Annotated in this window: 11 protein-coding genes; 9 read left to right on the forward strand and 2 right to left on the reverse strand. The window is 57.7% G+C overall.

What is annotated here, in order from left to right; all coding sequences use genetic code 11:
• Positions 1 to 23 precede the first annotated feature (23 nt).
• The 8 genes from BLS87_RS09655 to rarD all read left to right on the forward strand — a co-directional run bounded on the left by BLS87_RS09655 (position 24) and on the right by rarD (position 8,483).
• A complete protein-coding gene (locus BLS87_RS09655) occupies positions 24 to 758 on the forward strand; it encodes a ComF family protein (protein ID WP_074752264.1) in 735 nt (244 codons plus the stop codon).
• A gap of 202 nt (positions 759 to 960) precedes the next feature.
• Positions 961 to 1,092, forward strand: a complete 132-nt coding sequence (locus tag BLS87_RS34905; protein ID WP_279616209.1) for a hypothetical protein — start codon at positions 961 to 963, stop codon at positions 1,090 to 1,092.
• A gap of 55 nt (positions 1,093 to 1,147) precedes the next feature.
• Positions 1,148 to 1,648: a glycine-rich domain-containing protein gene (locus BLS87_RS09660; RefSeq protein ID WP_074752265.1), complete on the forward strand. Its 501-nt coding sequence runs from the start codon at positions 1,148 to 1,150 to the stop codon at positions 1,646 to 1,648.
• Positions 1,635 to 2,900 carry a hypothetical protein gene (locus BLS87_RS09665; protein ID WP_074752266.1) on the forward strand — a complete coding sequence of 422 codons (1,266 nt, stop codon included), beginning with the start codon at positions 1,635 to 1,637 and terminating at the stop codon, positions 2,898 to 2,900. Before BLS87_RS09660 ends, BLS87_RS09665 begins: the two co-directional genes overlap by 14 nt.
• A 517-nt stretch (positions 2,901 to 3,417) precedes the next feature.
• A complete protein-coding gene (locus BLS87_RS09670) occupies positions 3,418 to 4,182 on the forward strand; it encodes a TOBE domain-containing protein (RefSeq protein ID WP_074752525.1) in 765 nt (254 codons plus the stop codon).
• Between the two features lie 104 nt (positions 4,183 to 4,286).
• Positions 4,287 to 6,215 (forward strand): PhoX family protein, encoded by a 1,929-nt coding sequence (locus BLS87_RS09675; RefSeq protein WP_074752267.1) that lies wholly within the window; start codon positions 4,287 to 4,289, stop codon positions 6,213 to 6,215.
• A gap of 258 nt (positions 6,216 to 6,473) precedes the next feature.
• Positions 6,474 to 7,448 (forward strand): serine/threonine protein kinase, encoded by a 975-nt coding sequence (locus tag BLS87_RS09680; protein WP_074752268.1) that lies wholly within the window; start codon positions 6,474 to 6,476, stop codon positions 7,446 to 7,448.
• A 141-nt stretch (positions 7,449 to 7,589) separates the two neighbouring features.
• Complete coding sequence (rarD, locus tag BLS87_RS09685) at positions 7,590 to 8,483, forward strand: EamA family transporter RarD (protein WP_074752269.1); 894 nt, start codon at positions 7,590 to 7,592, stop codon at positions 8,481 to 8,483.
• A 96-nt stretch (positions 8,484 to 8,579) separates the two neighbouring features.
• On the opposite strand, the gene BLS87_RS09690 is transcribed toward rarD, so the two are convergent.
• Positions 8,580 to 9,098 carry a glycine cleavage system transcriptional repressor gene (locus tag BLS87_RS09690; protein ID WP_074752270.1) on the reverse strand — a complete coding sequence of 173 codons (519 nt, stop codon included), beginning with the start codon at positions 9,096 to 9,098 and terminating at the stop codon, positions 8,580 to 8,582.
• Between the two features lie 483 nt (positions 9,099 to 9,581).
• Between BLS87_RS09690 and BLS87_RS09695 the strand changes: the two genes are divergently transcribed.
• Positions 9,582 to 11,759, forward strand: a complete 2,178-nt coding sequence (locus BLS87_RS09695; RefSeq protein WP_074752271.1) for a malate synthase G — start codon at positions 9,582 to 9,584, stop codon at positions 11,757 to 11,759.
• A 256-nt stretch (positions 11,760 to 12,015) separates the two neighbouring features.
• Here BLS87_RS09695 and BLS87_RS09700 read toward each other — a convergent pair whose 3' ends face one another.
• Complete coding sequence (locus tag BLS87_RS09700) at positions 12,016 to 12,462, reverse strand: response regulator (RefSeq protein WP_074752272.1); 447 nt, start codon at positions 12,460 to 12,462, stop codon at positions 12,016 to 12,018.
• Positions 12,463 to 12,479 lie beyond the last annotated feature (17 nt).

Here is a 12,479-nt window from a genome sequence, read left to right on the forward strand (position 1 = left end):
TTCGGCATATTTAAGGAAGAGGCATGCGCTGTCAACCACACAACGGGCACCAGGTTTACATATGGTTAAAAAACATACAGACCTGTCTGTTATGCGATGAACAGACGGATTCTGACGCGTCGATCTGCATAGCCTGCGAGAGTGATCTGCCTTGGCTCATCGACCAATGCGAGCGCTGCGCCTTGCCCATGCCGATGTCCGGGTTGACCTGCGCGCAGTGCACACGGCAATCGCCAGCGTTCAACGAAGTCGTCGTGCCGTGGCTTTACGACTTCCCCATCGACGCTTTGGTCACACGCTTCAAACATCAGGGCAAATGGCCGCTGGGTCGGCTGCTGGCCGAACTGCTCGGCCGAACCTTGCAATACCGCTATGACGAAGGCCATCCACGGCCGGATGTGCTGATCCCCGTCCCGCTGGCCAGCAAGAGAATGCGCCAACGCGGTTACAACCAGGCGGCAATGCTTGCGCAATGGTTGGGCCGCGCGCTGCAACTGCCCATAGACGAAAGAACCGTCAGACGCGTGAAGGAAACACCCGCCCAACAGGGCCTGGATGCGAAAGCAAGAAAGCGAAATTTGCGTGAAGCCTTTGCACTGAGCGATCCGGTTTACGTCGCCGGAAAACACATCGCCTTGATCGACGACGTACTGACCACAGGCTCAACCGCCGACACCCTTGCACGATTGATGATCAGCGCCGGTGCCAGGCAGGTCGATGTGTATTGTCTGGCGAGGACGCCGAAGCCGGGGGATTGAGCCGAGGTGACTACTAGACAGCACCTCAAAACCCCTAAGTTAAGCGTGAACTCACTGCAAATACAGAAATTTCCTACAACAGAAATGGATATGCACGAAGGGAACGTCTGATTTTACGCAAAGACATTGCATCCAAATATTTTCCAATCCATTAATTACTCGCCAAGCAATCCGCTGGTACTAAAAACTAAAAAGGTGAAATATGAAAGCTGAAAACTTCGCTAAAACCAGTATCAAACCTGAACAAAAACTTTCAGCAGAAGCCAAAAAATTCTTGACCACTCGTAAAAACAACGGCGGCGGTGGTCACTGCCAAGGTGGTGGCAGCTGGTAAGAGCCGTTTAACTTGCTGCCAGCGTTAATGCTGGCAGCTCTTGGCAGGATATCCTATGGACAAGCAATACAAAAAAATCCAAGACACTCTTCCTCATAGCATGAGTACCCCCGTAAATAAAAACCACGAACCCACGCTAGAACAGGCCGTCCACCATATCAACAACATCGATTTCTCGTTGATCCAAAAGAAAATCTGCGCTAAAGACGCGTTAACCTGCAGAGTCTGGTCTGAAACCGAGGCAGAGATCGCTATTCAGTACTATAAAAATTTCCTGTATTTGAACAAGAAATATCTACACCAGTTCTCAATCATACCTCCCATGTTGGAAGTGGATGAAATTTGGCACCATCACATCTTGGACACACGCCAATACTTTAAAGATTGCCATTCTATCTTCGGATATTACTTCCACCACTACCCGTACTTTGGAACTCGCGGAACTCCAGACAAACGAAACCTTGACACTGCTTTCAATGTCGCTCAGACACTGCACGAAAAAGAATTCGGAAGCAAAATGCTTGCCATCTGGAGTGACAGCGATGCACTACTATAGCCAGTCCATCAGGACCGCCTTAGCGCCATTCATCATGAGCCGCCTTATTGCGTTAAGCGGCATTTCGTTTGTATTCATACTGGTCGCGCACAAGGCACCGGAAGATCTGGGTCTATTCTCTTACGTCCTCGCCTTGCTAACTGTTATTTCAACTGTTTTTCCTCTGCTCTTGGCGACCGCAGGCAACAATGCCGCTTCTCTAATGGACAAACCAGCGGAGTTGAACAGCTTTTTTTCAGGTGGATTCACCCTATCGTTAGCAGTAGGTGCCTTAACAGCCGCGGCTTGTTTTCTTGCCGTGCAAGTAGCTACGAACTTTAGCGGCACTCAGCATTGGGATGAGGAGAGCTTCTGGTCAATTTCTCTTGTTTACATACTGGCAACCCCCCTCATAGCGACAAACAATTTCCTTCAAATGTTTTTTGAATCGACTGGCAAAGCTAATCGCGTTGCAGAGACCAAGTTAAAAATCACGCTCTTCTGCTCAGCCGTCCTAATGCTGTCATGCGTAATCTCCAATAGAGAAGATTTCAAACTGTGCGCCATGCTCTATTTTCCGCTATCAGAGGCCATGACATTACTCCTTCTTACCAAACCACTCAGTAAAAAACGCTACTACTCTCCACGAGACGCGAAAAAGATATTATCTCCATCACTCCGTGGCGGGCTTCCAATTGCGGCAGGAATGACTGGTCAAAAAGTATACTTCTATTTACTTATGGAGCGCCTAGCGAGAGTTGGCAGCGGACTAACAGCAGAGCTCTCTGTGTTTATGACCGTCGCAGGAATACTACTTATCCCCTCACTCGCCTTGGCACAAATACATAGCTTCCAGGTAAGCCAGCACCGCAGCCAGTCCAAAGATCTTTATCGTAGTGGGCTAGTTTGGAACGCCGGGATATTTCTACTCACCGCCTTCGTCATCTCACTACTCGGAAAATACGCATTTTACATAGTAGGTGGCGAGCTTATGCATTACCGAAGCCAACTACTAGCCACCGTAATTCTATTCATTTTTTCGACTTCGCTTTTGTCGCTAGCGGTTGCACACTTGCGTGCGAATGGCGAGACGTTAATGCCACAGCTGCTGATTAACGTAATCATGCTGGGATTGCTTATGCCGCTACTGTATTGCCTGGAGCCGCATCAATCGAGTCTGGAAATATTTTTGATGCTCCAGAGCGGGGCTGCCGCTCTCAGTTTCTCGCTGTTGGGGTTGCGAATTGCTCATATTCATAAAACTAACAGGTAGCCACCTCATCATTGAACGGTGTCAGCGGACGCCCCATTCATTGGACGACGAAATATTCAGACGGGATCTACCCCTTTGGCAACGATACGAAGTGCAGTCTTCTTCTCTGTCAACAAACGAGCTCAAACGGCCACCTCCCTCCGCTTCGTGTATTTTCGACCTGTATCCTTGAAAGCCGGGGCGAGCATTCTTCGACTAAGGACAAGCCAAAGTGTGCGCTATGCCTGGGAGCGGCGAAACGAAGGGAGGTCGCAGTAACGATACGTACAGGTGACGGAGCTTTGGCAGGCGGGCCTTTGCTGAATCTGAACTGGGCGTGTTGCCAGCTGTTCTGCTGAGGGTTAGGGTAGTTTTCGCTTCGAAATCGAAACCCCTTCGAAGAAGGCTCCGGTCGGTATCAATGATGGAGACTGAATAGCAATCCTTTCCACAGTTCACCCACTGCGCCCGACTGGAGAACGACCCCAAGCCATTTGGCTTACACTCCGCCCTCATGTCCCCAAAAAACCAACCCATCATGTCGCTACCCACTTCTCTCACCCAACACATGGTGCGCCGCCCGCACCGTATCGCCCTGCTGCAACACATTGCCGAGCAAGGCTCGATCACGCGTGCAGCCAAAAGCGCCGGGCTGAGTTACAAAGCGGCGTGGGATGCCATCGATGAGTTGAACAATCTGGCGCAAAAGCCACTGGTCGAACGCAGTGTGGGCGGCCGTGGCGGGGGCGGTGCGAAGCTGTCGGAAGAAGGCGTCAGGGTGCTGCGCCTGTATCAGCGACTGCAGGCGTTACAGACCCAATTACTGGAAAGCCCGGAAGAAACCAGCGATCTGGCGCTGTTAAGCCGGTTGATGCTGCGCACCAGTGCACGTAATCAGTTGCACGGTCAGGTCGCGAGCATTACGCCATTGGGGCGCAACGACATGATCGGCCTGGCGCTGGCAGGCGGTCTGACGATCGATGCGCAAATCACCCACGACAGCACGTTGCGCCTTGAGCTCGAAGCAGGCACCGATGTGTTCGCCCTGATCAAGGCCAGCTGGCTGGAATTGCTGGTGCCTGAGCAGCCAGTAACAACTGGACACAATTGCCTCACCGGCAAAATCGAGGAAATCCTCGATGCCGACGACGGCCCCTGCGAGGTCAGAATTGGCCTTCCCAGCAGCCAGACCTTGTGCGCCCTGGCCGAGAAAGACCACCTCAAAGCCTTGAAACTCAAGGCGGGCAGCGATGTGAAGGTGCAGTTCGCGCCCTCCTACGTCCTGATCGGCACACCGCTTTGAACCCTCTCTTCCTGAAGTGTTACGAGGCAAGTACCGTCATCGGACAGACACAATAGCGTCATACGGGCTGCATAAGGTTTTGCCAAAACCGCAGGAAGCCCGTGATGAATCTATTAGAAGACAACCAGTCCACCGACCTCGAAACACTGGTGCGCGAGAACAGCACGGGGCTCACGCGCCGTGGCTTTATCAGTGCAGGCGCCTTGTGCGGCGCCGCGATGTTTCTGGGCGGCAATCTCCTCAGCCGCAGCGTGATGGCCGCCAGCGTCAGCGCAGGCAATAACACCCTGCTCGGCTTCGACAGCATTCCTTCCGCCACCGCCGACAGCATCAGCCTGCCGCCAGGCTACAGATCGTCGGTACTCATCAGCTGGGGCCAGCCATTGCATGCCAATGCCCCGGCGTTCGATGCCAGCGGTAAAGGCACGGCGAAAGCGCAGGAATTGCAGTTTGGCGACAACAACGACGGCATGAGCCTGTTCACTTTCCCCGGTGACAGTGCCGACACTGCCAAGCGCGCATTGATGGCGATCAACAACGAGTACACCAACTATCGCTACCTGTTCGATCACGGCAAAGAGCCGCAGTCTGCCGAGGACGTGCACAAGGCGCAGGCCAGCGAAGGTGTGTCGGTGATTGAAGTGAAGCGCGAGGGCGGGCAATGGACGTTCGTGCAGGGCTCGAAATACAACCGGCGCATTCACGGCAACACGCCCATTCACCTGAGCGGCCCCGCTGCCGGGCATGAGTGGCTCAAAACCTCCGCCGACAAGACCGGCAGGAACGTACTCGGCACGTTCCAGAATTGCGCCAACGGCAAAACGCCTTGGGGCACTTATCTGACCTGCGAAGAGAACTTCACCGATTGCTTCGGCAGCAGTGATCCTGCGCAGACATTCGACCCTGCCGCCAAGCGCTATGGGGTCGTCGCGGCGAGCAAGGAAGTGAACTGGCACCCGCACGATCCGCGCTTCGACCTGGCGAAGAACCCTAACGAGTTCAACCGTCACGGCTGGGTGGTTGAAATTGACCCGTTCGATCCGACCTCCACGCCAGTCAAACGCACGGCGCTGGGCCGCTTCAAGCATGAAAACGCCGCCCTGACCGAAACAAAGGACGGCCGCGTGGTGGTCTACATGGGCGACGACGAGCGCGGCGAGTTCATCTACAAATTCATCAGCCGCGATAAGGTCAATCACAAGAACCCGAAAGCCAATCGCGACCTGCTCGATCACGGCACGCTGTACGTGGCGCAGTTCGACAACGGCGACAGCAACGCCGACCACCCCAAGGGCCAAGGCAAGTGGATCGAACTGACCCACGGCAAGAACGGCATCGACGCCTCGAGCGGCTTTGCCAATCAGGCCGAAGTGTTGATTCATGCGCGTCTGGCCGCCAGCGTCGTCAAGGCCACGCGCATGGACCGGCCGGAGTGGATCGTGGTCAGTCCCAAGGACGGTCAGGTCTACTGCACGCTGACCAATAACGTCAAACGTGGCGAGGAAGGCCAGCCGGTCGGCGGCCCCAACCCGCGGGCGAAAAATCAGTACGGGCAGATCCTGCGCTGGCAGGAAACGGGGTCCGATGCTGCGTCCATGGCGTTCGCCTGGGATCTGTTCGTGGTGGCCGGTAATCCCGGTGTGCATGCTGGAACGCCGCAAGGCGGCTCGAGCAACATCACCCCGCAAAACATGTTCAACAGCCCCGACGGTCTGGGCTTCGACAAGGCCGGGCGGTTGTGGATTCTGACGGATGGCGACTCAACCAACGCAGGCGATTTCGCAGGCATGGGCAACAACCAGATGCTGTGCGCCGACCCGCAAAGCGGCGAGATTCGCCGGTTCATGGTCGGGCCGGTGGGTTGCGAAGTCACCGGTATCAGCTTTGCGCCAGACCAGAAGGCGCTGTTCGTCGGCATTCAGCATCCCGGCGAAAACGGCGGCTCGACCTTCCCCGAGCACCTGCCCAATGGAAAGCCAAGGTCGTCGGTGATGGTAATCACGCGGGAGGATGGCGGGGTAATTGGCGCGTGATCTGAACTAGCCGATCTGATGGCGTGTGGATAACCCACTGTGGGAGCGAATGTATTCGCGAAAAATGCGTCAGGCGATAAACATGCGTCGACTCGACGCCCGCATCGCGAATGAATTCGCTCCCACAGTGGATCAGCGTCGTGCATACATCCTCGTCCGGCGTAAAAGCCGTCTGGGGTAACGCGGTGTGTCCGCTGCCCCACGCCTGAGTTACCATGACGGGCCCGACGCGGCAGCCTGCCGCGCGCAGGAGTAAGCATGGCCCACCCGTTTGCAACACTCACACCTGACCTGGTGCTCGATGCCGTCGAAAGCATCGGTTTCGTCAGCGATGCCCGCATCCTCGCGCTCAACAGCTACGAAAACCGCGTCTATCAGGTCGGCATCGATGAAAGCCAGCCGCTGATCGCCAAGTTCTACCGGCCCAACCGCTGGACCAACGAAGCCATTCTCGAAGAACACAGCTTCACCGCCGAATTGGCCGACGTCGAAATTCCGGTGGTAGCGCCCCTGGTTCACAACGGTCAGACCCTGTTCGAACACGCAGGCTTTCGTTTCACGCTGTTCCCACGTCGCGGCGGCCGAGCGCCGGAGCCGGGCAATCTGGATCAGCTTTATCGTTTGGGCCAGTTGCTGGGGCGCATTCACGCCGTCGGCGCCACTCGCCCTTTCGAGCACCGAGAAGCCCTGGGCGTCAAAAACTTCGGCCACGACTCGCTGAACTACCTGCTGGACAACGACGTGATTCCCCGCAGCCTGCTCCCGGCCTACTCGTCGGTGGCCAAAGACCTGCTCAAGCGCGTTGAAGATGTTTACGCCGCCACGCCTCATCAGAACATCCGGATGCACGGTGACTGCCACCCCGGCAACATGATGACCCGCGATGAGATCTTCCACATTGTCGACCTCGACGACTGCCGCATGGGCCCGGCGGTGCAGGACATCTGGATGATGCTGGCCGGGGATCGCCAGGACTGCCTGAGTCAGTTGTCGGAGTTGATGGACGGCTACAACGAATTCCACGATTTCGATCCGCGAGAACTTGCGCTGATCGAACCCTTGCGCGCCCTGCGCCTGTTGCACTACAGCGCTTGGCTGGCGCGTCGCTGGGATGACCCGGCGTTCCCGCACAGCTTTTCCTGGTTCGGCACCGAGCGCTATTGGGGCGATCAGGTATTGGCCTTGCGTGAGCAACTGGCCGCCTTGAACGAGGAGCCGCTGAAGCTGTTTTGACCTGGCCGTTGTAGGCGTGAGCGTGATCGCGACTGGAAGCAGCGGACAAATGGATGCGATCAATCAATCGTTATCGCGAGCACGCCCACTCCTACGGGTATCCACCAGACCACATAAGAAAAACTTGCCGAAGGACCACCCATGCAAGCTGCCAACCCGCGTCGCGGGTACATTCTGGGCCTGACTGCCTACATCATCTGGGGACTGTTTCCGATTTACTTCAAGCTGCTGGCGTCAGTGCCCGCGCTCGAAATCATCGTCAACCGCGCGATCTGGTCGGCGATCTCCGGCTCTTTGTTGCTGCTGGTGTGGAAGCACCCTGGCTGGTGGCGTGAGCTGCGAGACAACCCCCGGCGCCTGGCGATTCTGGCGGGCAGCGGGACGCTGATCGCCGTCAACTGGCTGATTTACGTCTGGGCGGTGAACAACAACCACATGGTCGAGGCGAGCCTGGGTTACTTCATTAACCCGCTGATCAACGTCATGCTGGGGTTGGTGTTGCTGCGCGAAAGGCTGCGTCCCCTGCAGTGGCTGGCGGTGCTGTTGGCATTGGTCGGCGTGGCGCAGCAGGTCTGGCAGGTCGGCAGCCTGCCGTGGATCTCGCTCGCGCTGGCGTTCAGCTTTGGTTTCTACGGTTTGATTCGCAAGCAAGCGCCGGTCGCGGCATTGCCGGGATTGGTGGTGGAAACCTGGATTCTGGTGCCGCTGGCGGTAGGCTGGTTGCTGTTCAACCCAATGGCCCACAGCGCACAGCCCGCCTTCTGGACCACGTCCGAAGCGATCTGGCTGGCCATGGCCGGGCCGGTAACGCTCGTCCCGCTGGTGTGCTTCAACGCCGCCGCCCGGCATTTGCCCTACGCAACCCTGGGCTTTTTGCAGTACATCGCTCCGACGCTGGTGCTGTCGCTGGCCGTTTTGATGTTCGGCGAACACATGCCTTCGGCGACGCTGGTGACGTTCTTGTTCATCTGGGCGGGTCTGATCATCTACACCGTCGACGGCTGGCTGGCGATGAAACGTCGCGCGCAACGTTGATCAATCAATAAACAATTGCCTGCAACCCTCACGGGCCATCCAAGCGGTGTGAGCGAGTCAATTCGCTCACACCGCCTGGATGCGCCTGGCATCACATCACTCGTCCGCCTTCAGCTTCAACTCCACCATCAAATCGTCTGCCAGCGTCTCAAGGCGTTTCTGCAGGACGTCCAGCGACAAGGTCTGCGGCAGGCCCAGCAACGCGTTGGCACGGAACAACGGCTCGCTGCTCATGGGTGCCGGTTCGACGTTGGTCACCAGTTGCTCGACATTCACCCCCTGCTCGGTCAGCAAGCGCGTGACGTCACGCACAATGCCGGGGCGATCGTTACCCACCAGCTCCATGTTGATCGGCTTCCAGGTGCTGGACGGTTCCATGCCGATGTCGGCGAACTGCACGCGGATACCGTAAGCGGATAACCCTTCCAGCGCGTCGCGCAATTGGGCGTGCGCCTCGGCAGGCACGCCGATGCGCAGGATCCCGGCAAACTGTCCGGCCATGTGCGTCATACGGCTTTCCAGCCAATTACCACCGTGATTTGCAATGCACGATGCGATCTGTTCGACCTGCCCCGGTTTGTCGGGGGCAAATACGGTGACGATAAGATGATCCACGGTCGATTCCTCTTCTTTACGTGTCCACAAGCCGGTGTGTGCGGCCTGCGCGGCTGTCGGGCAAGTATAGGCAAGGGCTCGTTGCGCGCCCGACTGCTTCCATGAGAAACAATCTGTGTACCATTTCCATAATTCTCTGGAACAATTCACAGGTTTTTTGAGAACATCCGTAACCCCGACGTGACCAAACGTGAAAATCCAGTCGCTCGGTGACATATTTAGTCTGATTTTCACACCGCGACGCATCATGTAGTATTCCGCCGCGTTCACTACATAAACGTTGGAACAATGCCTGACCCCGCATCGCCGCTCGTTGAAACCTGTTCCGCAAAGCGCACAACGCCTTTCTTTCAGGTCCTCACGGCCCCGGCCCAGCCGCCAGCAATGGCATGATCTGGCAAGGGCGAGCGGTTGATGTCGATGGCTTTAACAAGAGAGCGCTCGAGATTGAAGCGCAGATAGCTGAGCAGAGTGAGGCAAGCAATGACTGAACACGTTCAAGTCGGTGGCCTTCAGGTCGCCAAAGTCCTTCTGGATTTCGTGAACAACGAAGCCCTTCCTGGAACCGGTATCGAAGCCGCCGCGTTCTGGGCCGGCGCCGACAAGCTGATCCACGAGCTGGCGCCGAAGAACAAAGCCCTACTCGCCAAACGTGACGACTTCCAGGCGCGCATCGATGCCTGGCACCAGTCCAATGCCGGCAAGGCGCGCGACGCTGCCGCCTACAAAGCTTTCCTGCAGGAAATCGGTTATCTGCTGCCAGAAGCGGCGGACTTCCAGGCCTCGACGCAAAACGTCGACGAAGAAATCGCCCGCATGGCCGGTCCGCAACTCGTGGTGCCGGTCATGAACGCCCGTTTTGCCCTCAACGCTTCGAACGCCCGCTGGGGCTCGCTGTACGACGCGCTGTATGGCACTGACGCGATCAGCGAAGAAGGCGGCGCCGAAAAAGGCAAAGGCTACAACAAGGTCCGCGGCGACAAAGTCATCGCGTTCGCGCGCGCTTTCCTGGACGAAGCCGCGCCACTGGCCGCCGGCTCCCACGTCGACTCCACCAGTTACAAACTGGTCGACGGTGTATTGATCGTCGGCCTCAAGGGCGGCAGCAACACCGGGCTGCGTGACGACGCACAGCTGATCGGCTTCCAGGGCGACGCCTCGGCGCCCACCTCGATCCTGCTCAAGCACAACGGCCTGCACTTCGAAATCCAGATCGACGCTACCAGCCCGGTCGGCCAGACCGACGCGGCGGGCGTCAAAGACGTGCTGATGGAAGCGGCGTTGACCACCATCATGGACTGCGAAGACTCGATCGCGGCCGTCGACGCCGATGACAAGGTCGTGGTCTACCGCAACTGGCTGGGCCTGATGAAGGGCGATCTGTCCGAAGAGGTCTCCAAGGGCGGCGCGAGCTTCACCCGCACCATGAACGCCGACCGCGTTTACACCTCGCCTAAAGGCGAAGCCGTGACGCTGCACGGCCGCTCGCTGCTGTTCGTGCGTAACGTCGGTCACCTGATGACCATCGATGCCATCCTCGACAATCAGGGCAACGAAGTGCCGGAAGGCATCCTCGACGGCCTGCTGACCAGCCTGGCGGCAATCCATAACCTCAAAGGCAATACGTCGCGCGCCAACAGCCGCACAGGCTCGGTGTACATCGTCAAACCAAAGATGCACGGCCCGGAAGAAGTCGCGTTCACGAGCGAGCTGTTCGGCCGCATCGAGGACGTCCTGAGCCTGCCGCGCAACACGCTGAAGGTCGGGATCATGGACGAGGAGCGCCGCACCACGGTGAACCTCAAGGCCTGTATCAAAGCCGCCAGCGAGCGCGTGGTGTTCATCAACACCGGCTTCCTGGACCGCACCGGCGACGAAATCCACACCTCCATGGAAGCCGGCCCGGTCGTGCGCAAAGCGCAGATGAAGGGCGAGAAGTGGATCGGTGCCTATGAAAACTCGAACGTCGACATCGGTTTGAAGTGTGGCCTGCAAGGCCGTGCGCAGATCGGTAAAGGCATGTGGGCGATGCCGGACCTGATGGCCGCGATGCTGGAACAGAAGATCGCTCACCCGCTGGCCGGCGCCAACACCGCCTGGGTCCCATCGCCGACGGCGGCTGCGCTGCACGCGCTGCATTACCACAAGGTTGACGTGTTCGCCCGCCAGGCCGAACTGGCTCAACGCGCACCGGCCTCGGTCGATGACATCCTGACCATTCCGCTGGCGCCGAACACCGACTGGACGCCTGAGGAAATCCAGAACGAACTGGACAACAACTCGCAGGGCATCCTCGGTTACGTGGTGCGCTGGATCGATCAGGGCGTCGGTTGCTCGAAAGTGCCGGACATCAATGACGTCGGGCTCATGGAAGACCGCGCAACGCTGCGTATTTCCAGCCAGCACATCGCCAACTGGTTGCGTCACGGCGTGGTCAATGAGCGGCAGGTGATGGAAAGCCTGAAGCGCATGGCGCCGGTGGTGGATCGCCAAAACGCCAACGACGCGCTGTATCGCCCCCTGGCGCCGGACTTCGACAGCAACATCGCCTTTCAGGCGGCGGTCGAACTGGTTATCGAGGGCACTAAACAGCCGAACGGCTACACCGAGCCGGTGCTGCATCGCCGTCGTCGGGAGTTCAAGGCGAAGAACGGGCGTTAACAAGCCTCGTTAAACAAAAAGGCGGTGGGTCGCAAGACACACCGCCTTTTTTATTTTTCCTGTGGGATCCAGCCCCCACGGTTCTGCCCGCTGTGGCAATTTTCCGCACATCATCGCCGGCAAGCCGAACGGCTACGGCAATAATGACGCCTGTAGGAGCGCGCTTGCCCGCGAAAAGCCGATACATCCGACACATTTTTGCCGAATGTACCGATGCATCGCGGGCAAGCGCGCTCCTACAGCGGACTGCGGGGCGCTACGCCATCCCCAACTCGCGCTTCACCAACCGCAACAGCTGCTTGGTGTTGATCGGTTTGAGCAGAAAATCCACCACGCTCAGGTGCATCGCATCAATGGCATCACGCACGTGGGCGTCGCCCGAGACGATGATGATCGGCAGCGCTGCCCGATCCGAATCACGGACCTGGCGGATCAAATCCAGCCCGTCGCATGGCGCCATGCGCAGATCGGTGATCAGCAGCGCAATGGACGGTCGCGTCTGTAGCAGATGCATGGCACTGGTGCCGCCCGCCGCCGTAATGCAGCTGATGTCGTTGAGGCTGAGGATCTCGGAAAGAATTTCCCTGGCATCCTTGTCGTCATCGACGATCAACACCCGTTGTGGCGATTGCGATGGAGGCGCGAGCATCACCTCATTGAGGGCTTCGCGCTCTTCATCACTCAAAATGTCGTGATCGAACATACCCGTCTCATCTTCCT

The organism is Pseudomonas abietaniphila (assembly GCF_900100795.1).
Taxonomy (GTDB): Bacteria; Pseudomonadota; Gammaproteobacteria; order Pseudomonadales; family Pseudomonadaceae; genus Aquipseudomonas; species Aquipseudomonas abietaniphila.

Bases quoted from the DNA above. Each gene is read 5' to 3' on its own strand.
- BLS87_RS09680 (WP_074752268.1), top strand. From the start codon at position 6,474: ATGGCCCACCCGTTTGCAACACTCACACCTGACCTGGTGCTCGATGCC.
- BLS87_RS09695 (WP_074752271.1), top strand. From the start codon at position 9,582: ATGACTGAACACGTTCAAGTCGGTGGCCTTCAGGTCGCCAAAGTCCTT.
- BLS87_RS09700 (WP_074752272.1), bottom strand. From the start codon at position 12,462: ATGTTCGATCACGACATTTTGAGTGATGAAGAGCGCGAAGCCCTCAAT.
- BLS87_RS09665 (WP_074752266.1), top strand. From the start codon at position 1,635: ATGCACTACTATAGCCAGTCCATCAGGACCGCCTTAGCGCCATTCATC.
- BLS87_RS09670 (WP_074752525.1), top strand. From the start codon at position 3,418: ATGTCGCTACCCACTTCTCTCACCCAACACATGGTGCGCCGCCCGCAC.
- BLS87_RS34905 (WP_279616209.1), top strand. From the start codon at position 961: ATGAAAGCTGAAAACTTCGCTAAAACCAGTATCAAACCTGAACAAAAA.
- BLS87_RS09655 (WP_074752264.1), top strand. From the start codon at position 24: ATGCGCTGTCAACCACACAACGGGCACCAGGTTTACATATGGTTAAAA.
- BLS87_RS09675 (WP_074752267.1), top strand. From the start codon at position 4,287: ATGAATCTATTAGAAGACAACCAGTCCACCGACCTCGAAACACTGGTG.
- BLS87_RS09660 (WP_074752265.1), top strand. From the start codon at position 1,148: ATGGACAAGCAATACAAAAAAATCCAAGACACTCTTCCTCATAGCATG.
- rarD (WP_074752269.1), top strand. From the start codon at position 7,590: ATGCAAGCTGCCAACCCGCGTCGCGGGTACATTCTGGGCCTGACTGCC.